This window comes from Paenibacillus sp. UMB4589-SE434 (assembly GCF_030226685.1).
Classification (GTDB): Bacteria; Bacillota; Bacilli; order Paenibacillales; family Paenibacillaceae; genus Paenibacillus_B.
In genome coordinates this window covers 23,237-49,172 of record NZ_JASOYK010000006.1, presented here as the reverse complement: position 1 = coordinate 49,172, position 25,936 = coordinate 23,237, and the positions used below count along the sequence as shown (strand labels likewise).

23 protein-coding genes are annotated in these 25,936 nt (G+C 44.8%); 4 read left to right on the top strand and 19 right to left on the bottom strand.

The genetic code is table 11. The features are described 5' to 3' along the window. Positions 1–82: 82 nt before the first annotated feature. Positions 83–1,438: a glucose-6-phosphate isomerase gene (locus QP775_RS18945; protein WP_285108393.1), complete on the bottom strand. Its 1,356-nt coding sequence runs from the start codon at positions 1,436–1,438 to the stop codon at positions 83–85. 265 nt (positions 1,439–1,703) lie between these two features. Here QP775_RS18945 and QP775_RS18940 point away from each other — a divergent pair, with 265 nt between their 5' ends. Next, positions 1,704–2,603: an NAD(P)-dependent oxidoreductase gene (locus tag QP775_RS18940; protein WP_239332338.1), complete on the top strand. Its 900-nt coding sequence runs from the start codon at positions 1,704–1,706 to the stop codon at positions 2,601–2,603. Between the two features lie 218 nt (positions 2,604–2,821). Here the strand turns inward: QP775_RS18940 and QP775_RS18935 are convergent, their stop codons facing one another. The 6 genes from QP775_RS18935 to QP775_RS18910 form a co-directional block, all read right to left on the bottom strand. Next, the gene (locus tag QP775_RS18935) at positions 2,822–3,373 is read right to left on the bottom strand and encodes a GNAT family N-acetyltransferase (RefSeq protein ID WP_285108391.1); all 552 of its coding nucleotides are present in this window, start codon (positions 3,371–3,373) and stop codon (positions 2,822–2,824) included. Between the two features lie 114 nt (positions 3,374–3,487). Continuing rightward, positions 3,488–3,829, bottom strand: a complete 342-nt coding sequence (gene ppnP, locus QP775_RS18930; RefSeq protein WP_239332342.1) for a pyrimidine/purine nucleoside phosphorylase — start codon at positions 3,827–3,829, stop codon at positions 3,488–3,490. Between the two features lie 44 nt (positions 3,830–3,873). Further along, the gene (gene tkt, locus QP775_RS18925; RefSeq protein ID WP_285108388.1) at positions 3,874–5,892 is read right to left on the bottom strand and encodes a transketolase; all 2,019 of its coding nucleotides are present in this window, start codon (positions 5,890–5,892) and stop codon (positions 3,874–3,876) included. Between the two features lie 541 nt (positions 5,893–6,433). Continuing rightward, complete coding sequence (locus QP775_RS18920) at positions 6,434–7,102, bottom strand: serine/threonine-protein kinase (RefSeq protein ID WP_285108386.1); 669 nt, start codon at positions 7,100–7,102, stop codon at positions 6,434–6,436. 281 nt (positions 7,103–7,383) lie between these two features. After that, positions 7,384–8,289 (bottom strand): formyltetrahydrofolate deformylase, encoded by a 906-nt coding sequence (purU, locus tag QP775_RS18915; RefSeq protein WP_285108384.1) that lies wholly within the window; start codon positions 8,287–8,289, stop codon positions 7,384–7,386. Between the two features lie 75 nt (positions 8,290–8,364). Continuing rightward, positions 8,365–9,486 (bottom strand): deoxyribonuclease IV, encoded by a 1,122-nt coding sequence (locus QP775_RS18910; RefSeq protein ID WP_285108382.1) that lies wholly within the window; start codon positions 9,484–9,486, stop codon positions 8,365–8,367. A 124-nt stretch (positions 9,487–9,610) separates the two neighbouring features. Here QP775_RS18910 and QP775_RS18905 point away from each other — a divergent pair, with 124 nt between their 5' ends. Both QP775_RS18905 and QP775_RS18900 read left to right on the top strand, forming a co-directional pair. Then, positions 9,611–10,078 carry a DUF2621 family protein gene (locus QP775_RS18905; RefSeq protein WP_239332352.1) on the top strand — a complete coding sequence of 156 codons (468 nt, stop codon included), beginning with the start codon at positions 9,611–9,613 and terminating at the stop codon, positions 10,076–10,078. Between the two features lie 187 nt (positions 10,079–10,265). Beyond that, positions 10,266–11,180, top strand: a complete 915-nt coding sequence (locus tag QP775_RS18900; RefSeq protein ID WP_239332354.1) for a TIGR01777 family oxidoreductase — start codon at positions 10,266–10,268, stop codon at positions 11,178–11,180. A 101-nt stretch (positions 11,181–11,281) separates the two neighbouring features. On the opposite strand, the gene QP775_RS18895 is transcribed toward QP775_RS18900, so the two are convergent. The 10 genes from QP775_RS18895 to QP775_RS18850 form a co-directional block, all read right to left on the bottom strand. Then, complete coding sequence (locus QP775_RS18895; RefSeq protein ID WP_285108377.1) at positions 11,282–13,201, bottom strand: DUF6382 and FHA domain-containing protein; 1,920 nt, start codon at positions 13,199–13,201, stop codon at positions 11,282–11,284. Between the two features lie 65 nt (positions 13,202–13,266). Continuing rightward, positions 13,267–13,770 carry an A24 family peptidase gene (locus QP775_RS18890; RefSeq protein ID WP_239332358.1) on the bottom strand — a complete coding sequence of 168 codons (504 nt, stop codon included), beginning with the start codon at positions 13,768–13,770 and terminating at the stop codon, positions 13,267–13,269. Positions 13,771–13,817: 47 nt separating this feature from the next. Continuing rightward, on the bottom strand, positions 13,818–14,828 hold the full coding sequence (locus tag QP775_RS18885) for an AAA family ATPase (RefSeq protein WP_285108375.1): 1,011 nt from the start codon (positions 14,826–14,828) through the stop codon (positions 13,818–13,820). Next, a complete protein-coding gene (locus tag QP775_RS18880; protein ID WP_285108373.1) occupies positions 14,785–17,007 on the bottom strand; it encodes a TadE/TadG family type IV pilus assembly protein in 2,223 nt (740 codons plus the stop codon). Before QP775_RS18880 ends, QP775_RS18885 begins: the two co-directional genes overlap by 44 nt. 75 nt (positions 17,008–17,082) lie before the next feature. Further along, positions 17,083–17,745, bottom strand: coding sequence for a TadE family protein (locus tag QP775_RS18875; protein WP_285108371.1), 663 nt, complete (start codon positions 17,743–17,745; stop codon positions 17,083–17,085). A 32-nt stretch (positions 17,746–17,777) separates the two neighbouring features. After that, positions 17,778–17,966, bottom strand: coding sequence for a Flp1 family type IVb pilin (locus tag QP775_RS18870; protein ID WP_285108369.1), 189 nt, complete (start codon positions 17,964–17,966; stop codon positions 17,778–17,780). Positions 17,967–17,995: 29 nt separating this feature from the next. After that, entirely contained in the window at positions 17,996–18,868 is an 873-nt protein-coding gene (locus QP775_RS18865; protein ID WP_239332367.1) for a type II secretion system F family protein, read from the bottom strand. A gap of 17 nt (positions 18,869–18,885) precedes the next feature. Then, complete coding sequence (locus tag QP775_RS18860) at positions 18,886–19,647, bottom strand: type II secretion system F family protein (RefSeq protein WP_285108365.1); 762 nt, start codon at positions 19,645–19,647, stop codon at positions 18,886–18,888. A gap of 52 nt (positions 19,648–19,699) precedes the next feature. After that, entirely contained in the window at positions 19,700–20,875 is a 1,176-nt protein-coding gene (locus QP775_RS18855) for a TadA family conjugal transfer-associated ATPase (RefSeq protein ID WP_239332400.1), read from the bottom strand. Positions 20,876–20,993: 118 nt separating this feature from the next. Continuing rightward, a complete protein-coding gene (locus tag QP775_RS18850; RefSeq protein ID WP_285108363.1) occupies positions 20,994–22,205 on the bottom strand; it encodes a CpaE/TadZ family protein in 1,212 nt (403 codons plus the stop codon). Between the two features lie 231 nt (positions 22,206–22,436). Here QP775_RS18850 and QP775_RS18845 point away from each other — a divergent pair, with 231 nt between their 5' ends. Then, positions 22,437–23,063, top strand: coding sequence for a thermonuclease family protein (locus QP775_RS18845; protein WP_239332373.1), 627 nt, complete (start codon positions 22,437–22,439; stop codon positions 23,061–23,063). An 88-nt stretch (positions 23,064–23,151) separates the two neighbouring features. Here the strand turns inward: QP775_RS18845 and QP775_RS18840 are convergent, their stop codons facing one another. Together QP775_RS18840 and QP775_RS18835 are read right to left on the bottom strand one after the other, a co-directional pair. Continuing rightward, entirely contained in the window at positions 23,152–25,065 is a 1,914-nt protein-coding gene (locus QP775_RS18840; protein ID WP_285108359.1) for an ABC transporter permease, read from the bottom strand. A gap of 56 nt (positions 25,066–25,121) precedes the next feature. Further along, on the bottom strand, positions 25,122–25,886 hold the full coding sequence (locus QP775_RS18835; protein WP_239332401.1) for an ABC transporter ATP-binding protein: 765 nt from the start codon (positions 25,884–25,886) through the stop codon (positions 25,122–25,124). Positions 25,887–25,936 lie beyond the last annotated feature (50 nt).

Genomic DNA, 25,936 nt, shown 5'->3' with positions numbered 1-25,936 from the left:
CTGCTTCCATCGGCAGAATGTATATCTAGGCTGTACGCGCTTATGCCGGTTCAACCGTCGTATGGCTACGTTCAGAATAAGTTTATTCAGATAGTCGTGATTCTAACTCAGCTTTCTCTGCTTCATAGCCAGGTTTGCCAAGCAATGCAAACATATTCTTCTTGTAAGCCTCCACGCCCGGCTGATCAAATGGATTAACACCAAGCAGGTATCCGCTGATACCGCAAGCTTTCTCGAAGAAAGTTACCAAGTAACCAAAGGAATATGGTGTCATGTCCGGGATGGTCACGATCAAGTTCGGCACTTGCCCGTCCGTATGTGCGAGCATCGTTCCTTGGAATGCCTTCTTGTTCACAAAGTCCATCGTCTTACCTGCAAGGAAGTTCAAGCCATCCAAGTCCGCCGGATCTTCATTAATCGTAATATGTTCTTTAACTTGATCCACTTGGATAATCGTCTCGAACAAGTTACGTGCGCCTTCTTGGATAAATTGACCCATGGAATGTAAGTCTGTCGAAAAGTCTACCGCTGCAGGATAAATCCCCTTGTAATCCTTGCCTTCGCTTTCTCCGTACAGTTGTTTCCACCATTCGGATACAAAGTGCAGGGAAGGCTCGTAGTTTACCAAGATCTCGATGGCTTTGCCTTTACGATAGAGTGCGTTGCGAACGGCTGCGTACTGGTAACTCAAGTTCTCTGCCACATTCGGATTGTTATACTCCGTAGCAGCTTCCTGAGCACCCTTCATCATGTCATCGATATCAATTCCTGCTACCGCAATCGGCAGCAAGCCAACCGGTGTTAACACAGAGTAACGTCCGCCTACGTCGTCAGGAATAACAAATGTCTCGTAACCTTCCTCTGTAGACAGCTTCTTAAGAGCACCCTTTTCACGGTCAGTAGTTGCAAAGATACGAGTCTTCGCTTCTTCCTTGCCGTATTTCTTCTCCAATGCATCCTTGAAAATACGGAACGCGATGGCTGGTTCTGTTGTAGTCCCTGACTTGGAGATCACGTTGATAGAGAAATCTTTGCCTTCAATCAATTGAAGCAGATGTGTCACATATGTTGAGCTGATGTTATTACCAGCAAAGTAAATTTCAGGTGTGCTGCGCTTGTCCTTCGGCAACATGTTGTAGAAGGAATGGCCAAGCATCTCAATTGCAGCGCGTGCACCAAGATATGAACCACCGATGCCGATAACAATCAGCACTTCGGAATTGTCCTGAATGCGCTTGGCGGCTTGCTTAATACGCGCAAATTCTTCTTTATCGTAATTAAAAGGCAGGTCGATCCAGCCTAAGTAGTCAGAACCTGTGCCCGTCTTGTTATGTAACTGCTCATGAGCGAGACGAATAGGTTCCGCAAAATAGTCGACTTCATGTTGCCCGACGAATGACAATGCTTTACTGTAGTCAAATTGTACTTTCTTAGACATTGTTCACCCTCCTATATAATTGGTTGACTTTGCCACTTTAACCCGCGAAAATCGATATAATTTTAGGATACTGGATTTCAACAGGAAACACAAGGGAACACCTTCCATTGTAAAGGTTTACATGATAAAACATATTTATTGCATTGTCCCTCTACCTATATGAATACGCTATCACCCCGCTAAGCAGATGGAATATGCTACAATATTATGGGACATGATTTGTATGCTCTGAAATGCAGAATATCATACGTAGAGGTGAATCGATATGAAGAAAGTTGCTGTTCTTGGCCTAGGTACAATGGGAGCCCCGATGGCTCTTAATTTGCTTGGCAAAGGATTTGAAGTGACCGTATACAACCGATCAGCGGAGAAGGCTGCCCCTTTGCAGCAGCAAGGCGCCATTGTCGCGGCTACACCGCGTGAAGCTGCCTCACAAGCTGAAGTAGTCATTACGATGGTTAGCGATGATACATCGATTATGAATATTTATGACGGCGACGAAGGCATACTGGCTGGCGTTCAGGCAGGCGCAATCGTGATCGACAGCAGTACGATCTCGCCTTCGCTGGTCAAGCGCTTGGCAATGGATTGCGAAACGCGCGGCGCCAAGTTTCTTGATGCACCAGTCACCGGAAGCAAGCCTGCGGCTGAAGCCGGTACACTGTTGTTTATGATTGGCGGCGAAGCTGAGGCACTCGCAAGCGCCATGCCTGTTTTTGAAGCAATGGGCAGCCGCATGGTGCATATGGGGCCGACAGGAAGCGGTGCGATTACCAAGCTAGCACATAATACGATCGTTGGTATTAACAACGTTGCTTTAGCAGAAGGCTTCTCGATTGTATCCAAAGCAGGCGTTAATCCGACGGCATTCCTTGAGGTTGTGCGCAATGGCAGCGCGGGCAGCAAAGCAGCCGAATTGAAAGGCGAGAAAATTATCGCCAGCAACTTTGACAATCAATTTTCATTGCAGCTCATGCTTAAAGATTTAAAGCTTGCCTCTGTGCTTACAGATACGATGCAGTCCCCTACACCGCTGCTGGAGCTGGCAAAAAGCATTTTTCAAATGGGACAAACTTCCGGTTACGGTGAAGAAGATTTATGTGCGGTTGTAAAAGTATATGAACAATGGATTGGCCAAGCTATTAACCAACCGAAAGGCAACTAATCAGGCTTCTTGTTAGTTGGAAACCTTTCAATATATAGAGGAGTTGTGTCATTCACCCAAGACTGCTGTTCAGTAATGGGGTATGGGACAGCTCCTTGATGTTCTAGCTGAATAGTCAAAGCAACATCCCTCATAGTTTTATACATTTACTTATTTATTCCTCAGAATTGTAATCGTAATCTGTGACATGCTATGGCATCCCCACTGTACTAACCTTGCTAACTGGAATGAATGAAATAGATCAACTGATCAGTCCAGTTGCCGTGCTCGTAAATAAATGATTTACGGATACATTCAAATTTCATGCCTACACTTTCCGCTAATTTAATAGAAACTAGATTATCGGTATTAATATGAGCTTCTATACGATGAAATTGTAAGGGGCCCATAGCTATGTGCATGACTGCCTGTACCGCCTCTTTGCCGTAGCCCTGGTTCCAGTGCTGATTGTGCAGCATATAGCCGACACGCCCCCATTGAAAATCGCCTCTTAACAGGGTTGAAATATCGATGTCTCCGAGATGTGCATTATCCTCCTGCCGAAACACGCCAAACAAATACTCGCTATCTTCTGCCGCCAACTGCTCATGTCTCTTGATCCATGAATCGAACCACTCTTCCGTACAGGCGCACATATCCAGGTTTCCCTCATCGTACTTGTGTTGCGACGGTAACCGATTCTTATGCTGATAAAACCAGTCCGTATAATCTTCCTTTCTAAATGGCCTAATCGTCAGTCGACGGGTCGTGATTTCATACTGATGAAGCATGTCTCATCACGCCTCCCCTCTATTAGGATATGCTGGATTATTCAAGCCTAATGTAAAAAGCCCCCGTCCTGTCTATATTCCAGGCGGGGACTTTCCAAATGCATGTCTATACGTTTATTCCGGGATGTAGGAGCAGCAATAATCCGTTACTGTGTGTACAACTAGCTTGAAGCTGGAACGAGCCGGTACCGTAAATTCACCTTGGCCATCAATCTGGAGCCATTCGGTTTGCCCCGATAGAAGCACATCCAGCTTGCCAGCCGTAATGTCCATAATCTCTGCAGTGTCCGTTCCAAATTCGTACTCACCCGGCATCATAATACCTAATGTTTTTTTGGTCCCGTCTGGGAATACCACTGTACGACTGGTAACTTTACCCTCAAAATAAATATTAGCCGCTTTAACGACCGTAACCTGCTCAAATTGAGCTGTTGCAGAATTTTGGGCTTGTGACATCGTTTCTCCTACTCCCCGTTATACAATTTTGAGCTGCGTTAGAATTACAAAAGCGCCTTAACACGTGCAACTACATTTTCAACCGTGAAACCATATTCACTCATAACACGATCGCCAGGGGCCGAAGCACCAAATGTCGAAATGGCCAAGATATCACCTTGGTCGCCGACATATCGCTCCCAACCAAATGGAGATGCCATCTCAACTGCAAGGCGTGCTTTCACGTCAGGCAGCAGAACTGAATCCTTGTACGCTTGTGGTTGCTGCTCGAACAGATTCCAGCTTGGCATACTAATAACACGAACTTGTATGCCTTCCTCAGCTAGAGCCTGTTGTGCGCGTACAGCCAATTGTACTTCGGAGCCTGTTGCGATAATTTGCGCTTGCGCCTTGCCGTTAGCAGCGTCAGCCACAACATACGCCCCGCGGGTAATGCCTTCACGCGCGCCTTCTGGAGTAGCTTCGAGAATCGGCAAGTTCTGACGAGTCAGCACAAGTACGATCGGACTGCTCGTGTTCTCCATTGCATATGCCCACGCTGCAGACGTCTCATTGCCGTCAGCTGGACGAATTACAGTCAAGCCAGGAATGATTCGTACCGAAGCAAGCTGCTCGATCGGCTCGTGTGTCGGCCCGTCTTCTCCAACAGCAATACTATCATGGGTCAGCACGTAAGTAACTGGTAATCCCATTAGAGCAGACAAGCGCACTGCTGGACGCAAGTAGTCCGTAAATACAAAGAACGTGCCTCCGAATACTTTCACGCCGCCGTGCAAAGCCATGCCGTTCATCGCTGCAGCCATTGCAAATTCGCGAACACCAAAGTACAAGTTGCGTCCTTCATATTGACCTGGACGGAAGGAAGGAAGATCGTTCAAGTGTGTCATCGTCGAGCTCTCCAAGTCCGCTGAACCACCCGTTAAGAACGGGATGTTCTTCGCCAGGCCATTCAGTGCGTTGCCGGAAGCAACACGTGTTGAGAGTGCTTTGTCTGTTGAAGCATACACAGGCAATGCAGCATCCCAATTCTCAGGCAGTTTGCCGCTAATCGCTGTATTGAATTGAGCAGCAAGCTCTGGATAAGCTTGTGCGTATTGCTCGAACTGCTTGTCCCAAGTATCATTGGCTTGAATACCCTTGTGCTTAACATTTGTTTCAAAGTGAGTATACACTTCTTCTGGAACATAGAAATCCTCATGTCCCCATTGGTAGAACTCTTTGGTCAACTTAGCTTCGTCCGAACCGAGCGGCGAGCCATGCGTACCGCCGTGCCCACCCTTACCTTGTTTATTCGGGCTGCCATAGCCGATGACCGTCTTCACTTCGATCAGTGTTGGTTTGCTTGTATCCTGCTTGGCTGCGTTCACTGCAGCTTCGATTGCAGCAGAGTCATTGCCATCCTCGACAAGCAATGTCTGCCAACCGTAAGCATCAAAACGTTGACGTACATTTTCGCTAAACGAGAGGTTTGCTTCGCCGTCAAGTGTTATATCATTGGAGTCGTACAACACGACTAATTTACCTAATTTCAAATGCCCTGCGAGAGAAGCTGCTTCACTAGCAACACCTTCCATGAGGTCTCCGTCACCGCAGATTGCATATGTGAAGTGATCCACCACGTTAAATTGGTCGCGATTGTACGTCGCGCCAAGTTGCGCTTCTGCCATAGCCATACCTACCGCCATAGCAATCCCTTGACCAAGCGGACCTGTTGTCGCATCAACACCTGCCGTATGTCCAAACTCTGGATGGCCAGGCGTTTTGCTTCCCCATTGGCGGAAATTTTTAATTTCATCTAAAGGAAGATCGTAACCACTCAGATGCAGCAAGCTGTATAACAACATGGAGCCGTGGCCTGCAGATAATACAAAGCGGTCTCGGTTAATCCATGTCGGATTTGTCGGGTTATGCGTCATGGCTTTGGCAAACAAATGGTATCCCATCGGTGCGGCACCCATTGGCATACCCGGATGTCCGGATTTTGCTTTCTCAATTGCATCGATCGCCAAAGTACGGATAGAAGCGATGGAAAGTTGATCGATGTTTAATGGCGTTGCTGTCATTGCTGATTTCCTCCCTCTCTATGTACAAGCTGAAAAAAATGAATATGATGTTCATCACTCAGCTTGTCTACTGCATTTTGCATTATTGTACCATTTGTTTGTTTACTATGCTACTTCAACGTAATAAAAAATGATCCTACAACATAACATCATGATGTCCTTCACACTAACGATTACAGAGCTACAACTTTGAACTCCGTTATAGCTCCAGCCGACTCGTTCCCATATTTACTTGAGTTGCGCCAGGGATCTCCGCAAGAGACGGTGGCACAACAGCTAAGAGCAGCTCAACTGTTGGAGTCATTGCTAAAAAAGAAGCATGGAGGGACATCTATTGTATGCCCTTTTTTGAGATGATTTAGGCGAGTATGCGTGAAAATACGAACACAAATAAGCTGCGGTGTTGTGACGAAGACCAAATCGTCTTACGTAACAGGAACGCCCCAGCTCCTTCGTGCTGCCGTATACAGCCTATTTAACGGTAACGGCTAATTTAGTTATATTTCCAGGATCTCACATCAAGATCAGAATCACCACGTAGCTATAAATCAATTGACCTGTTCCTTCGTTGCTTGCGAATACGTTGGTAGCCTTTGCGCAAGCCCTCCAGCAAAAAGGCAGGTAGACGGATCGGCCATTTTAACAGCAACGGTTTATACACCCATTGGTATACACGTTTCATATCACGCCATAATCGATCGGGACCTTCCAGCAAAAAGTCGGATACATCAACTACCGAACCGCGACCGTTGTCGTTTAATATATTTTTGCCATGAATATCTCTAGGATTCAGTCCTTTAGCTCTTGCATAAGCCAGTGCTGCATCCACGTCGGAAATGACAGAAGGCGGTATAGGGATCCCTTTTAACAAACAATCATACAACGTAATACCTCTCAGCCGCCGTAATATCAAGTAGTTATGTCCAACTCCTAAGCATTCGGAGAAGGCAGGATGTATGCCCAACTTATGGTACACCTCAGCCTCTTCCGTTAAGCCAGGCCGTCCTTCAGCATATACTTTAACGACCCATTCACTGTCATGACTATTTGCAAACACAGCAGCATAATTACCTGTACCTAGCAATATCCACGGTTCAGGCATATACTTCACAACAACCGGATCATCCGGGGAGTCACTATATATTATTAGATCAGGCAACAGCTTACTCTCTACCCATGCAGCTAGACTTCTTGATTCATCATGGTTCATATGAGTTCACACCCGTCGTTCATAACCTATCTATCACTTCATACACTATATCAGTATATGATTTATCGCGCTAGTTGCTTTTCTTTCAGTACGATTCGTCAACCTATAGAGTAAAAAAGGCTGCTCTCCTTAACTTGACTGAAAAATAGCGTTGGCCCGTGACGATAGACTCCTTTATATCCTAGACATAATATTGTATATGCGAGCCAACATATAGAAGCTGTCCCCCTTAAGCAAGAGGACAGCTTCTCATGTGATAATCTCAAATATACGAATAAACTCTAGTTAAAGACAACTGTCTTATTCTGATAGACGAGTATCCGATCTTCAACGTGCCAATGAACAGCACGCGCCAATACAACTCGCTCGATCGTGCGACCGATACGCTTTAATTCATTTACATCTGCTCGATGGGTCACGCGCCCCACGTCTTGTTCAATAATCGGACCGCCATCCAACTCTTCCGTCACGTAATGTGCAGTCGCTCCTATTAGCTTAACCCCGCGACCATAGGCTTGGTGATAAGGTTTACCGCCAACAAATGCTGGCAAGAACGAATGATGAATGTTAATAATCTGATTCTGATACTCTTCTATGAAGCGCGGCGGAATAATTTGCATATAACGAGCCAGTATGATGACATCTGCCTGACCGCTCACTACGTCGAGCTGCTTTTGCTCTGCCTCCTGCTTCGTATCAGGTGTAACCGGAATATAGTGATACGGGATCCCAAATGACTCCACATATTCACGCATATCGTTATGGTTGCTCACTACCATCGCAATATCAGCATCAAGATCTCCAGCCTGCCATTGCCAGATCAGCTCCAGTAAACAATGATCTTCTTTTGATACAAAGATCGCAAGGCGCTTCTTCTCACTTACACGAGAAATACGCCAATCCATCTGGAACTCGCCTGCAATGGAAGCAAAATCTTGCTTCACTTGAGGCAGATGATCCTGCAAATGATCCATATCAAACTCAATTCGCATAAAGAACATGCCACCGTCCGGATCCATTGTATATTGGTCTGATTGAACGATATTAGCGCCATGCTCATACAAAAATCTAGATACAGTGGCAACGATCCCAGCACGATCCGGGCAGGAAATGAGCATCCGTGCGCGATGCACTGACAGGTTGTCCGCAATTGAACGGACATGGGTTAATGTGTGTTGGTGTGTCATAAGTTTCCCTCCCTCTATCTATAAAGCATCACTATATATAGGTAATTGTTTTATTAGCAGTGTCAATCATCCGCTTTATTTTAAAGCGTCCGTTCCAGCAAGCCACACTGTGATCCGTTGGTTCACCTGTTCCTCGGCCAGATCAGGCAGCAATTCCGCTGCAATAACTTGATCATACAAACGCTCCAATGGCTCACGCGGGTCAGCCTTCTTAGCCTTGGCATCATTTTTAAGCAGGTTCCATGTATCCAGTACGAATCCACGACGGTCTATACCCTCGTTAGCAAAGTAATGGTTCAGTCGTTCGACATCCTCAATAAACGCATCTCCAAACCGCTCCTTCACGTTACCGCGAAGAAGTGCAATCTCAGCTTCGTACATTGGGCGCTGTTTTTTCGCATCTTTACCGATCCACGGTGTCTCTAAGATAAACGGACGGCCTTGAAGTCCTTGATGTTGAACAACACTGTTAATGCCGTTAAACCCTATCCATCCTGACCCAACCGGTGCATGGCGGTCCTTGCTCGCCCCAGTTGGATTCTTACTGTCATTTAAGTGCACTACTGCTATACGATCAAGGCCAACCAGCCGATCAAACTTCTCCAATACACCGTCCAAATCGTTCACGATATCATAACCAGCGTCATGAATGTGGCACGTATCCATACATACCGTCAGACGGCTGTTCAACTCCACCTTGTCAATAATTGCTGCGAGTTCCTCGAAACTGCGGCCAATCTCTGTGCCTTTGCCGGCCATTGTCTCAAGCGCGATATTAACGTCAGTCTCACTTGTATTTCGCAGTACTTCATTTAATCCTTCCGCGATCCGGTTGATGCCAAATTCCGCATCTTTGTCCGTATAGGCACCTGGATGAAGTACGATGTTTCTTACACCAATATGATGCGTACGACGAATTTCTTCTTGCAGAAAGTTTACCGCAAGTTCAAACGTATCAGGCTTATACGATCCTAGGTTGATAATATACGGTGCGTGTACAACGATTTCATCCACACCATTCTTATTCATCAATTCCTTGCCTTCTTCTATATATAACGTATCAATAGGCTTACGACGCGTATTTTGTGGAGCGCCGGTATATATCATAAATGAGCTCGAACCATAAGTGGCAGCTTCTGTAGCAGCGCTTAGCAAACCCTTGTCCGAAAACGAAACGTGCGATCCGATCTTTAACATAGTACAGCTCCCTTCAATTAATGTCCCTTATTTTACAGGTAATATCGAAATAAATCTAGGAATGCGGTATAATTCGTATAGTTGCACTTGTAAATTTAGGTAATGACCTCGAGGTGATCCTTATATGTACACAGTTCACATTTTATTGCCGCTCGCCAGCACCACTCCTCCGAATTGGTTTATGAATTCGATCGCCTTCTGGGGATTTGTTATGATTGGCTTTATGGCAATAGGCGGATTTTTTATGTTTCGCAAGTTTATGAAAGTATTACCCATGAAAGACGGCAAGTCCAAGCTTGACTGGCAAAACTATTGGGTGGAGAAAAGTCGCCCCTTATGGACCGATGATACTAGGGATTTCCTACAGTTGCTTGTCGATCCCGTTCCGCAAGCGTTCCGTGATATTGCCAAGCATACCATTGCTGCCAAGATCGGACAGGTTGCTGTAGAGAGCGGCGCAACTGAAGTAACACGTGATCATTGTATCGAAGGTTACATTAAAGCGACCCCACGACGGGATTACTCTTATCTCGTCAAGAATTTAAAGCGTCACAAGATAGATTATTCCCGATTTGAACATTTATTAAAATGATTGGCTTTTAAATTCTTCCTTGGAAAGCACATATAGCGGGTCCGCAGTCCATGAATGCTCTAACCTATCACCTATACATGCATATCTTGTTCAACTTCATTGGTTTGTTAATATGTCCTTCTCCACACAAACACAGTCAGATCGAATAGGAAATGGTTTGGTGAGTAACAAGGGAAGGAGGAATGGTATGAAAATGTTAATCACTGGCGGCACAGGTTTAGTAGGACACGCGTTGGCTGAATGGTGGCTCAATGAAGGTCATGAGGTTGTCATCATCACCAGATCCCACTCCGCTCCCCGACGCAGCTTTCAAGGTAAGCAGCCCTCTTTTCTGCGTTGGGCTGACTTAAAGAAGTCTACGTCATGTCAGAACATAGATGTAGCGGTGAATCTGGCAGGCGAAACAATTAACCAAAGGTGGACCGAGTCAGCCAAGAATAGAATCGTCGCTTCACGAATTATGCCTGCCAGGCGGCTAAATGAGTGGGTACAATCAATAGGCAACCCGCTTCCTTTATTTATTAGTGCCTCTGGATCATCCGTTTACGGTTCCTCCTTAACCGGTGTGTTTGACGAGACAAGTCCACCTGACGGAGATGATTTCTTGGCAGATGTGGTTCGTCAATGGGAGGCCAGTGCAGATTCCATACCTGCCAAGCGGACTGTTAAGTTAAGAATCGCCCCCGTCCTGTCTACTGACGATGGAGCTTACCCCAAAATGCTGCTGCCCTTTAAATTAGGTATAGGGGGAAGCATAGGCAGCGGGAAGCAGCCTTTCTCATGGATACATATTGATGATCTGGTTCAGCTGATTGACTTTGTCGTTAAAGACGCGAGTTTGAGCGGTGTTGTGAACGCTTCCGCTCCGGAATCGGTGACGAATGAAGAGTTTGGGCGGGCAATAGCCAACGTATACAGTCGCCCTTTCTGGCTACCTCTTCCCGCTTGGTCACTGCGCTTATTGTTAGGCGAAATGTCATTACTTCTGCTTGAGGGTCAGCGCGTATACCCTTCCAAAGCGTTGGAGCATGGGTTCACATTTCAATATGGTTCCGTGGAGCGCGCCCTTCGAGCTCTACGACAAACCGCATTATATAATTAGAAATTATAAGGGCTATTCCGTCAGCAGCATCCCACCTGACGAAATAGCCCTTACAACTTGTATAGCCCTACCTACCATTATTACCATACCGTACTTGCTGTTCAACCTTCCCTTACAACCATCCTTAGCATAGAGGTCCCTATCTTAAAGCAATCTCCGTTCTGAATCAGATAAGACTTATAGGGAATCAGCAGTTCGTCTTGGAGTTCCGTTCCATTCTTTGAACCCAGATCTTTGATACTGATATGCGTCTCTTCATTAATTAACTCACAATGCAGCTTAGAAATACCCATCTGCGGAATGTAATAATGCACACCTTGATCAGCCCGCCCTATGACAAAAGGCCACTCATTAGCTTCAATGGAATCAATTACAGTCCTGTTATCGTCGCCAAGCCGTTCTATCATTACACGCTTCACACCTTGACGTCCTTGCCCTGCGTGCACAATATCATCCAACATCATCGTTGCATCCGGATTTGACATACCTATCATTGTCGTCTGAAACGGAAGAGCTTCGTAATGCTGGTCTGACATATTAGCAGAACTCTCTTTATTTACAAGCTCTATTTCTTTTTGCTGCATCGTTTGCAGCAAAGGATTAATAGGCTCATAATCATTTGAAAACTTGGTTGTATAAGTAGAAGGATATTCCGCATAACTTCCCGTTCTCATCCCATCCTTAAACAGGGAAGCTGCAGCAACACGCTCCGATGTGCAATCCCTCGTATCCAAACCATGCTCAGGACGCCCGCTATAATTCTGATGCTCTGACCTATCTATTGCTCTGTCACTCAATTGAGATGTCAGCTCAATCGAGGCAAAGTCAGGAAGCTCAACGCTCCCCGGATCAGTATGATCTGTGCGCTGTAAAAATACTCGATCACGCAAATGCGAGAGCAAGGAAAAAACCCAACCTTTCTTCCATGCCCAGCCGAACCATAAACCAATTAAAGTGGTACCACAGCTTAATACCATACCTAAATTATCGTTACGTCTTAAATAACCTAATCCCCAACCTGCCGTCAAGATAAGAATTGAAATGGCTGCACCGATAATACCCGAGCCCTTCAGCACCGCGTTTGCCTGATAATCGATATCCCCATTGTCAGCAATCCTCTCCTGCACGTTCCACGCACGTCTTTCTGTCTTTTCCTGTTCCCCTAACCTGGAATATCTATCTCCTCTCTCAGGTTCAACGATTCTATTCATTGGGTATCGCTCATGTCCTGAAGACCTATTCTGCCGACCGTTCTTTAAGTGAATTGGAGAAGCTGCACTTACTGGCAGATTCTCGGGATTGCTAAAATGTGGTCGAGGTTCATCGTTTAGCCCCTCTTTGTTAAGCCTATTGACACGCTCTCGCTGGATAGGTGTAGACATTTCTGAATGGGCCGGCTGTGCTTGACTATTATTATCATACGTTGATTCTTGAGTAGTTGGGGATAGAATACATTGCAGGAAATGTCGAACTTGGGATAGGGAGTAGCTGCCATCGTTCAGCATACGAATGACACGTTGAAACCTATCGCCACTCCAGGAATGAACGTTCCCCGACAATTGAACAGCCAAATGTTGAATTCCATGCAAAGCTGCGTGCTCATGAATCGCCTGCTGCAAGGGAACATAAGGGACGTATAATCTACCATGAGATAATCCACCCTCTATGAACACAAATTGCTCGTGCAGCAGCAGTTGGTTTGGATGCAGCAAATACGTTCGACATTCCTCAACAATCCCCAATAATTGCAACAAGAGCTCATAATATTGCAATTCAGCTATGGATTCACTACGAAGCTGCTGCTGAAGCATCTTCTTGCCGCTAATATCATAGATCAGTTGCACATTATAATCGATCTCTCGAACATCCAACTCAAGCAAATGAGGAACCGGGCACTGGCGCATCATCCTTATGGGATGGACATCTAGTTCATCTGACTTTACTGGCGGGTCTCTCAACAGCTTCATGCACAAAGTAACCTCATTTACAAAGTCTCCATGATACCCATATGTCGTTGACATGTCTCACTCCTTTTCAACAATCATGCCCTCCTCCAATTCAAGGCAAACGCGGTCCTTTATCGCCATCACATGTCCATAAAATGTACAGTCAGCGCTGCTGGAATCACTGCCAGCATGAACGGAAAAGTAGAAGGTCGAATTACGGTCTCTCGAAGCATATCAAAGGATTTCACCCCAATAAACAGCAGCACCATCTGAACAAATCGTCTACCTAATGATCGATAGTGATACAACAAGTATATTGAAGCAATCACTCCACCATATAAGATGGAGTAGAAAAATGTGTTCCACACAAAATAACTACCCATCCATGCACCGAGCGCAGCAAATAACTTTACATCGCCAGCGCCTACTGCCCGGCCTATGTATAGCAGTAGTAATAACCCGAAGCCGCTGAGAAGTCCCAATCCACTTGTTACTATACCTTTCGTCCCATCAACAACAGCGTAATACAATAATGCTGTCACAACTGCGGTCAGATTAAGCTTGTTAGGTATTTTACGAGTCCGTATATCCGCAACGCCAGCCGCTATCAGCAATACGGCAGTTGCTCCCTCGGCTAACTGCAATGACGACCTCCTCCTTCCACATCTAATCTGTAGATCTAATTCTGTAGCTACTGCACCTGAAAATTCATATCAGCTGACATGCCACTTTCCGTTATAACCTGCAGCCGCCAAATTCCTGCAGAAGTATGGCCCGATACGTTCCACTCCCAAACCACATTTCCTTCAGCATCTGCATGCTTCCATTCAAGCCCCTTGGCTATGCTCTCACCACTCTTGTAGTACACCATAAGCTTAATCCGTTCATGCGGAGCTGCCTTGGCTATTAGTCTTGCCATTCCCCATGGCTTCAGTGGATTGGGCTCCAGCCTAATGATTTGGGGTATTGGTTTATCTTTCTGCGTGGGATTCGTAACTGAACCTGATAAAGGGCTATCCCCGATCCAGACACGCTCTGCCGCTCGCGCCTTCAACGTCACTGTATTCATTAATAGAGGTACACGCATCGGTAAATCATATTCAAGCTCAAGTGCAATATAAGGCTCTTTCTTCTCCTTTAAGTCAGGCAATTTTAAATGTGTAACACGAATACGACTCGGCGTTAATACTCCTTGTACTCCGTAACGCGCTAACAACGGTTGAAACAATGCTTGTCCAAGCACAGCCTGCGCCTGCTCCCCTAATGACTCAGCATATTGACCTGCCCACTGCCCTATATCTTGTACCCAATCTGCTGCAGGATGCGGAAGAATGTTCCCAAATTTCTGCCCAAATTCATTAACTGTTAGGCGCATCGCCATTGCCGGAGGACGGGGAATTTTATTATCGTGTGAACCTCCACTACTCGATTCATCATTTTGTAATGCTAATACGACAGGATACATGTGGGCAGCGACCATTTTCACTGAATTCGAAGCACTTGACTGTAAAGCAGTTGCTATTAGGGCTGCTTGTATCATATAAATGAAAAATAAGAAGAGTAAAAGAACCATCGGCAACAGTATGGCCGCTTCCAGGATGATTCCACCATCTGACCTCTCCCACTTTGATCCAAACGAATAAGCTGGCTTCTTTAATCTAGTAGGCAAATACAGAGCGGCGTGTCGCTTCATAATATCCATCTGCAATTTGCCCTCCTATTAATCCAGATTCACCAAGAAGCTTAATGACACCTGGAAGAAACCACAGTTTCATCCGTGCCTTTAAGTCTGTCTGACCATATGTTCCTCTCACAATAGGATCCAAATCTGTATTGTTATGTATAAGTGCAAGCATACGTATTGACATTTGCTCCTTATCTCCGTGCAGCATCATAAATAACCGTAAGAAATCACTATAGGACAAATTTACCATAGGTGCATATGCAGATAGAGGAACTTCATTCTTAGTCATCAGTGCAATCATGTCTTGAAATGCCATTCGTACACCGTATAATACGGCTGAAGCTAGAATCACCATAGGATGAACCATATGAGCGGACTGAACAATACCCTCCATTGTACGAACTGCCAATCTTAGTGAAAATATTTCGCCATAAGCTGCTGCTAAATTCGCGGCAGGATCTGCCCAGCCGTACATAACATATTCTAATTCCTGATTATTAATGCTTAACGATTGCAGCAATTCATGTGATGGCTGACTCTCATGGAGCAAAGACTTCAACTTCGTGGGATCATAGCTGTTGAAATACAAGAAGGCATACTCATTACGGAATAAACGATCCCTTGCTCCATTAACCATACTCCCCAAGTTGCTATACAAGGCAGTAATACCGTCCATTGAAGCAGCGACTTGCTCAGTGGGGTCACTTTCAACACCGCCGACTTGTAAATCAGCATGGTGTTCCCTCTTATTGAATAATTTGATCTGATCTGCTTTCTGCTTTACCTCATCAAATACAGCTTGGTGTTCTTTAAGCTTGGCATTTATCTTCCTTAATGATCCGAGTAGATCTGACACTTTACCAAGCTCCTGCTTCGTTTCTTTATCTAATCTCCGGCGTTGAGAATCACTACCCGTGATTTGTCGTACTTCTTTCTCCTTTTCTTGAATCAAATTACCTGAACTACGGATATAGTCTTGTTCATACACCGTCCACAGGTTCCACATATTAGTAACTGAGTCTTGCAAGTCAACCTTTGATCCCTTCTCGGGTATTGAATTCACAAGTTTCTGAAACAGATTAACTTCATGGGCAATAGAAGCAAACTGTTGTGCCTGTGTGTGTAATTCCGCTTCATATCTTACAAAAAAACCATCTTCTAATACGAGTGAATCAATTGATTCTTTAAACTTACGAATAACTGTTCTCTCATCCTCGTTGCTAACTGTTTGCCCTGTAGAGGATTGTTGAACTTGATCATAGCCTTGACCTTGACTAGTTGCCCTTACTTGCCGAATCCTGTCCCTAATTAATACATTCTTATCGTACACTCTATTCAAAGTTTGTTTAGCTTCTTTAAGACTTTCTGTCTGTTGCTCACTCGCGGCACTCACCTTCCGTTCCAAAAGTTGTGCCAGCCGGCGCGCTTCTATTTCAAACCTGCTAATTAATTGTTGATACTTCTTATGTCCCGTCTTTTCGATAACCTCACTATCTGCTAACTTGTCCAAATAATCATTATATTGTGACACAATGTCTGATGCAGTCGTTACGGGGCCTATTGGCCTATCTGATAGCCCGAGCTGATTATTCTGTGTGAGCAGTTGCTTTGCTCCTGCATCAGCTGCTGTATCTCGTGCTTGCTTCTGCAACTTGAGTACTTGTTCGAGTTCATCATTACGCTCGTCAACATCCCTTTTAATGCTGTGCAGCAATTCAGTTGCTTGCACAGCTTCCTTCATCGCTCCTGACAAAGGTTTCAACTTGCCTATGAGCTCATAAGCAATCTGGACTGGAGCCTTATACTTCATCACTTCCTGTACTTGATGCTCAAACTCTTCTAGTCTTCCCAAAGGTCGCAGCACTTCGGTCTCGTGACTCCTAATCTCCATGTTGACCCAGGAAAAAGTATCCTCATCTGTATGCGGAATATGATTATTCAGCACGACCTCTACAATATGAGTGGGGTCTGTCTGACCATACGCAAATAATCCGTAGCGCTGTTGTACTTCTGGGTCGTAAGCCGACATCACTGAACGCGCAGCCGTCTGGGCTGCTGCTTCAGTTCTCCATTCTAAGGCTGCAATACGTGCATAATCAATGAGCACAGACATAAGTGTAAATACAACCATAATCACAAATATGAGGAAAACAGAGACCGCGCCTCGCTCACTATATACAATTCTCTGCCTCCTCAAGACTAGCAACCTAGCAATTGTGTTGAGCCACCTATATAAACAAAACATACATATTATCCTCGCTCTTCATAAATGTCATGGTGGGGCAGATACAACATTCTTTATAAGTTGCCCCGCTTGGCGAGGATTGGCACCTAATTGAGTTAGAGACCTCAGCTTTACCGTCATATATCTAACAAATTCTACGGTTCGTATAAATTCTGCAGGTTCTACAACAGCACTGACCGCTTCACCATCTATATTGATCTCCTGATCGATCATTCGCCCTACAGAATAATCAAACATAGGACTGGCCAGCGAAGCATTTACAGTGCGCTCCATAAGCAAATTGTTAAATTGCACATTGCCTGTGTAGAGCAGAGGCACAAAGGCGGCTGCGCTGTGCAGCTTCTTTGTAGCTAAGCTGCTCCCTATCCTGCTTGGGATATGTACATTAAAGTTATCTCGTTGCGTGCCGATATCCAACACTCGATCTAGAAGCTGATCTTGATATAGACGCCAATATAACGGATCATAAGTATGATTGGGAAAAAATCCAGTCTTGGGGTCTTTGCTGCTATTGGTCCAAACGATAGCAGCCCGATCAGCGACTAAGACGGCAGCATGTGACACCATTACCTTTAAAAACACAAACATGCCCATAAATATCATCGCCAAAGAGCAATAAAGAATGATCGGGAATACAACAGATGCCTCAATAATCATTGAGCCATTCTCATTCTTTATGCCTCGCCACATCTCACCTGGCTTCCTGCGCTTGTTAAGAAACATTACTTAAAGATTTCCTCTGACTTATTGCTTGCTTTCACAAACAAACTTTTAATAAAATTAGTAATTTCGTTTCTAAAAATAATGGCGATCACAACGATAATCGCAATAATTACGACTAGCTCCACCATGCCCAGCCCATCTTCGTCCTGCAATAACGACTTAGTTGTTGTACGTACCCAACTTTGCATCTATATTCTCCTCTCAAATGTTCACGTTATTACTTCATCATAAGGAATGCTGGTCCGCCTACTACTGCTAAAATAACTAGAAACATCAGCATCATCGGTAAAATAAGCTTGGTTGATGCTTCTTCTCCACGCTTGCGTGCTACCGCTTTACGTTTATCCCAGAGTTGTCTTCCCAGCTCTTCCATTGCAAGAACAAATGATGCCCCACCCCGACGTTGATTAATAAGTAAGGTTGTAGAAAACATCGCTACTTCCTGTGTGGCGCACCTCTTAGAAAACTGTTCCAACGCTTGTACAAACGCATATCCGTTCTGTACGTCCTTCATCATTCGATCCAGCTCTTTATATAGTGGATGCTCCAATTGCCTCGACTTTCGCTGCACACAAGTATATAGCGCCTTCTGTACCGTTTCGCCCGCTTGTACTAATAATGTCAGTTTACTTAGCAATTCTGGCAGTTCCATTTGGAGCTCCTGACGTTTCCGTTCGGCTTTGTTTAACACATCTTTAACACGGGCAAGTATTAACAGTAGTGCTAATAGGCCTCCCCCTGTCATGTTTGTTATCCTGCCATCGGTCATTGCTGTAAATAAAAAGCCTAAAGGTATTCCAACATAGGCAATGAACGTAAGTTCTGCCATAAACAATCGAAATTGATTGTAGGACTGGGTGGGTCCATGTAATTGGTACAAAGCTTGTCGGATCGATACAAGGAGCGGATGTGTATCGAGAGATGATTGGATAAACGTAATCAAATGGAGAAAGATAGGGAGCCATAAAGCCAACTTCTTAGAAGCCGATAAACGCACAATTTCCTGATACACAGTCTTTGTACGCCTGTTAGCGAACCATAACACTCCAAAGCATGCGATCGCCGCCACTAACCAAACACCTTTGGACAAAATGGACTTCCTCCTGTCTAAACTCGAATATCCATCATCCTGCTAATAAGCCAAATCCCAAAAAACAATAACACAAGGGCAACTGTGGCAATCATTCTGCCTGCCCCTTCATACAGCGGCATTAGAAAATCAGCAGCACTCATTTTAAGCAATCCAATGAATATAAAAGGTGCAACCATCATCGCCTTCATCTCTAGCTTCTTCTGTGCCACTAACACTTCTATTTCCAGCATGACATCCATCTTCTGACCAATAACGGAGGAAGTTCTCCTGACCACTTCAATCAAGTCACCTCCCATACGCTTACAGGTAACGATTACATCTGCAAAATTTGAGATGTCGTCTTGATTCGCGCGTAAGCTAAAGTCCAACAGCGCTTGCTCCATTGGTTCCCCGTTATCCATCCGGGAACTTATAATACGAAGTTCTCGTATAACGTCCACATCAACCCCAGGATATAGCAGCGTCAGATCATGAATCGCTTCCTTAAATGCATTCTCCAATGATCGACCGGCAGACAACGAAGAGCTTAGTGAATACAAAGCCTGCTTGAACTGATTCGTTAGTTGTGATCTGCGCCTGTTAAGCAACTCTCTTGTGCGGATACGCGGATATCGAAAGCCCATCGCTCCGATAACAAGCACGCCTAGCCAATGTTGGTAGAACAAATATCCGACTAGACACATTGCAGTGACCCCGATGAAACTAGCAAATACATACTGTCTAAGTGACATCTTATAGACCGAATAATTGGGCAGAGACTGACTTTTCCTCTTCAACTATTCCACTCTCCTGATCCAACTGCAATTCTATCCCAAGGTAGACTGCATCCTATTCAGGCAGTCTCATCCCAGCCATCTTCAGCTTCCAACGATGAAGAAGCTCCTTCTTTTGCTCCAACTGTCCATAGATAACTCCATCCCGTTCCTCATGCTCCTCAAAGACATAAAGTGGTGACAATACAATCTCACCTCCCTTAATACCTTCAACTTCGGCTATTTCCATCACTTTCCGTGACCCATCTCGGAGTCTGGCTAAATGTACAATTACATCAAGTGCAGACGCAATCTGCTGACGAATGACAGGCAGAGGCATATTCGTCCCACTAAGAACCATCGTTTCCAACCGACTTAGCATATCCCTAGCACCATTAGCATGGCCGGTGGACAAGCTCCCATCATGACCAGTATTCATGGCTTGGAGCATATCCAGAGCCTCTCCCCCTCGCACTTCTCCAACAACGATACGATTCGGTCTCATCCTGAGCGCAGCACGTATGAGATCTTTCATCGCCATTGCACCTTTGCCCTCCGTATTCGCATTACGTGTCTCTAATGCAACAAGGTTAGGCACTGTCAGGATCTGAAGTTCGGCAGCGTCTTCTATCGTAATGACACGCTCAGTGGACGGAATATACTGCGATAATGCATTAAGGAATGTCGTCTTACCAGAGCCTGTCCCGCCACTAATAAACAAGTTGTACTTCGCGCGCACTAATATTTGCAGAAACTCTGCAGCCACATTACTGAGAGCTCCTTGATGAACAAGTGACTCAATCGTCATCGGTTTCGCTGGAAACTTGCGGATCGTGACCGTCGGTCCCTTTAATGCGACAGGCGGAAGTACGATGTGTACCCTTGAACCATCACTTAGTCGGGCATCGACAATAGGCGAAGACTCGTTCACTACACGATTCACTCTGGATACTACAGACTGAATGACATCTTCGAGCTTATCCCTGCTCTCAAACTGCATCGTTAGCTGCTCCATATTCCCGCCACGCTCAATAAATATTTCCTCGTGACTATTTACCATAATCTCCGTAATTGCAGGATCATCGACTAATGGTTGCAGCGCATCTAGGCCACGAAAAGAATAAAAGACCCGTCGTACAACGCTGATCATCTCTGTAGAAGTTAAACTGCTTGCCAATGGCTGTGCAAACAAGGCGTTCTCAATTCTTCTATAGAGGACAGCGTCCTCTATGTTCTCCTCCCATTCCATCATGCTCCTTACATGTTGTCGTATATCCAAATAGAGTCCTTCCAGATCAATACGCTTATCTCGCTCGGCTTCATTTGCAGAATCAATTACTTCTGCTTGTTCTGTGAACATCTTATTCCGATTAATAGCCATACCGAATATTTTCTTCATCTGATACCTTCCCCCCTCGCACCAGCCAGGGCAGGTGTACACCAATCCACTCTTCCAAGGCTGCCTGAAACACGGCAGAGCTAAACCACTGCTCTTGTCGATGAAGCTGCTTCCAGGATGGAATATAAGGTAGAAACCCGCTAATCTTCACTTCTTGACTGTTCCATCGATTAAGCATCGCTCCCATATATCGGTTCACAATAAACTTAGTTCGTGGAAGCACTTGCGCCGACCAGTCTGGAGCTTCCATTCCTTGCTGCTGCATCCACTGTTCTGTCTTGCTTAGTAGAGGAAAATCATCCAGGAGCAGATATACAATAGCCTGACTCTTGAACTGTGCAGCAGTAATACACCTGTTCATAACGCCGGTATCAATAATAATTAAATCAAACCGCCTCGTATCTGTTAGCCACTCCAACAGCATACTGAACATATTGCCATCAAGAACCTCCCACTCTTCATGGCGGCAAGCATATGCAAAGGTCGTCGCACGAATCGCCGGAATCTCGACTGTGTAGGAATCAACTGATATACTGGGTGGCTTCTCTATCGCTGATCGTAAATGATAGAGAAGCTTAGAAAAGCTATTTACATTCGTGGAGCAATCCCCTGCCTCGGGATGATCAAGGAGAGACTTCCAATCCTGCAACATTTCCAGATTCCAATAAAATACCCGTTGTCCACAGGCTGATGCATGCCTAGCTAAATGAAAAGCTATAGTCGTCTTGCCACTGCCACCGCCTGCCGAACATACAGTTAATACTCGAGTATGGCTGCTAACTGCTCCCTCCTGATCTACTACTCTTAATAGATTGGAACCATCACGCGGAGCAATAGAACATAATTGCTCGAATAACTTCGATAGAGGCTGGTAAGGAGTAACTGTGGGCTCCGTTGCATTAGCAGCTGACAACTGCTCGGACATCACCACAACCTGCATGGCATTCTTAATTCGGGTCCAATCCGGATATTGTTGAAGTTCGCTCAACCATCCCGCAGCAACGACTAGCAGCAGGGCATCCGATTGGAGGGTCAAATAATGTTGAAGCGTATCCAGCTGTGAAAATACACGAAGACGCACTTCATCCGCATAAACACTATGCTTCCAGTAATCATAGATGCAATCAATTAGACGCTTATCTGGCAACGCCATAATCCAGTCCTGTTTACCGAAATGTGACATACTCCCTCCTCAGGAACGCAAAAAAACCGTCATAAAGCTTCAGCCTCTAATGCGGCTTATCGCTTCATGACGGTTCTTCCGTTCACGACTCATATTAAGATTGACCATAAGATATCATAAATTTACCCATATTGCAATAGCAACATTAGGTTATTTCTACCATTCCTACTATCAACCTTGCTTCCCACCACGAAGTTTTGTCATACTGTTAGAAGAAGGAGAGATAAAAACATGCATCATACCAACCAAAAACGAGCGTTCTTGCCCTCCCACATGCTTGCGCTGCTAGTGAAGTATATGATCATACCTACGGTTGCAGCCTTTCTCTTAGCTGGCTGTGTTTCTTCAACAGATGGGAACTCTAAATCCATCGTTCAGGAGCTGATTCAAAACTATCCTGAACTTAAAGGTAAAACATATGAGTCAGACACCGTACAACGTGTCGTAGATGGGGATACATTTGTAACCAAATCAGGCCATAAAGTTAGGCTTATTGGGGTAAATACCCCCGAAACTCATGGTAAGGTTCAGTATTACGGCAAGGAAGCCAGCCAATTCACTAAAGAACAGCTGACAGGCAAGCAGGTATACTTATTTTCAGACACCGGAAATACAGACAAATACGGCAGACTCCTGCGTTATGTATTTATACATAATCACTCCCAAATGTTTAACGAAACTTTAGTGACTGAAGGTTACGCCAATGCGATGACAATCCCACCTAACGTTATGTATGCGGAGCACTTCGTACAGCTTGAGCGTAAGGCCAGAAAGCATAAGAAAGGCTTATGGGGATCTGATAAAAATGAATTAAAGCCAAGTCGCACCCCCAGCCATGCTAAGACGTCAGGACACTAACACACTCACTACCAAATAAACAACATCAGAGCACAAACAAAAAGGAGCCCCCGCAAGGGCTCCTTTTCCATAAGCGACTTTTCTGACTTTAATGCAATGCTTCACGCAAATGTTTCATATAACGCCAGCGGATTGCCATAAAGTAAACAATCTGAGCAACTGTAAAACCACCTAACACTTTAAAAGCCTGTCCAGCAATTGATAGATCCATCAAGCTTTGTAAAGCCATAAAGGCAAATACACTGTGGATAATGGCTACAATAATCGGTATAAAGAACAATAACAGCAGCTGAGTAGTCGCTATCTTGCTTAGTTCTTTATCCTTAAGACCAATTTTTCCAATTGCTTTGTAGCGTTCTTTATCTTGTTCCAGATCGGTATATAATCGGAAATACAAGAAGCTTCCCGAAGCGATAAAGAATACAGCACCTACCAGTAACGCCGAGAACATCATAATGCTGTACATCTGATTCTGCATTGCAAGCGAATCTGCAAGTGAAGTAAAGTCAAAGCTCGAACTTGCCTCCCTATCCTCTGCATGTGCTTCGTACCAGGACTTAAGCTCCTCATTAATATTCTGGCCAACACCCTTTGCATCCTCCCAATTATCAAGATGATAACCGGTTACGATTCCTTTCTTAGAAGAACCTTGAATTATTTCCGCTGCTTCATCACTAATGACAGCCCAGTTTGAGCCCATGCCCTGACTAATTACAGGGCCTTCTGCCACACCAATTGAATGAAGCTTAATGCCTGACTCTTTTAAAGTGATGTCCCGCTTACCCGTACCAAGTACTTTTTTATACTCGAAGTTGTGCGGCAGGACCATCGCATCATTGCCTTTAAGTTGAACAGGGTCAATATGAAGCACAGCCGCGAGCTTATTATATTCCGAAGCACTTAGCAAGCTAATTCCACTTTCACTCTGCTTACTAGTCTGATAAAGCACCAATGTAGTCACTTTATCATATTTAGCATTCGCATTTTTTAAACCAACTTCAATACTGTTCAGATGCTCATTCGCCTTCTTGTTATCACCTTTAGACAAATAACTTACCTGAAACGGATAACTAAGTTCCGTCTGCTTGCCTAGTACGCCGAAGGAAGCCAGCGAACCGACTGCACAGAAAGCAACTGTGGACACAATACATACCATAAAGAACATACGTGCGTTATCTTTCATCCGATATGCGAGATCCGAGATGGTAATTAAGTTAGTTCGACGCCAGAATAAATTGCGGTTCTTCTTCATCAAATTGATAATAAATACACTAAGTTGTGTAAATAAGAAATAAGATCCAATAATCGTCATTACAATGACCGGAAGCATTAAAATTCCGATCGTCCCGGCATTTGCAGTTGCTGCCAAGAAATAACCGCCCCCAAGCAATATAGCTGACAACAGAGAAAGCAATAAGGAAGCTTTCGGCTCTGGCTTAGGCTTGTTTGTACCTTGGAGCAATTGAATCACTTTGCTCTTGCCAATCATAAATTGCGTTAAGAAGGAAATAACAATAAACAGAATAAAAAAGGACCCACCCGTAAGCGTTAATGCTTTAGGTGCAATGTAGTAGCTTAGCTGAACATCCATCATATTACCGCCCACCATCAGGCCAACTTTAGCCATGACAAGGCCAACCACTATACCTACAACGATGGAGGCAATCCCGATAATCATGTTCTCAAGAAAGACAAGCCGATTCATTTGACGATGGGACATCCCCTGCATCATCAACACGCCAAATTCATGCTGACGCGTCTTCAGGAAGGCGCTAACCGAATACAAAATGAAGAAAAAGGAAAATACGTATACGATCCATTGTGCAATTTTCATCGCCTGAGATGCTAAATTAACAACCATGCCTTCTTGCATTTCTGGATGAAAGGCAATCACCGAATAAATAAAAAAGATCATAACTGAGAACGCACTGCTTAAAAAATAAGCGGCGTAGGTCCGCTTGTTGCGGAACACGTTGTTAAAGGCGAACTGTCTGAAATTCACTTGCGGTACCTCCTAATTATGCACACGTCTGTTTTGTTCATGATGGCCGCCCCCACTTACACCCGAACAGTTGAGAATTCGCTGCTATCAGCGCTCATCATAGACAGGGCATCCATAATTTGTTGGAAAAATACTTGGCGATTGCCCGAGTTAAAGATTTCGTGGTAAAGCTCACCATCTTTTATAAAAATGACACGGTCACAATAACTCGCTGCAAACGCATCATGCGTAACCATCATCATCGTTGTACCATCCGATTTATTAATATTCTCCAGCGTTTCCATTACATCTTTGGAAGATTTCGAATCCAGGTTGCCTGTTGGCTCATCTGCCAACAACAGCTTCGGACGATGGATGATTGCCCGGGCAATAGCTGTACGCTGCATCTGGCCACCGGATATCTCATACGAGCGCTTATCCAAAATAGGCGTAATTCCAAGCCGATCAGCGAGCAATCGTGCATCACTTTTCATCTTGCGAACGCTAACACCTTCCAACGTAAGCGGAAGTACAATATTTTCTTCTACCGTTAACGTGTTCAGCAGATTAAAGGATTGAAACACAAACCCAAGCTCACGGCGACGGAAAGACGCCAGTTTATCCTTCTTTAACGTGTGTGGATTCATACCGTTAATCATCACTTCGCCAGAAGAAGGCGAATCTATCGTTGCCACCATATTAAGCAATGTTGTCTTGCCACTTCCAGAAGGGCCCATTACACCCACAAATTCACCTTGCCGAACAGCCAAATTAATTCCTTTTAACACTGGAGTGGCAACTTTGCCCTCGTAAGTCTTAACGAGTTTGTTGACTTTGAGCATCTCCACTTATGTTCATCTCCTCTATCTATTGCTTCATCTTTGATAACATC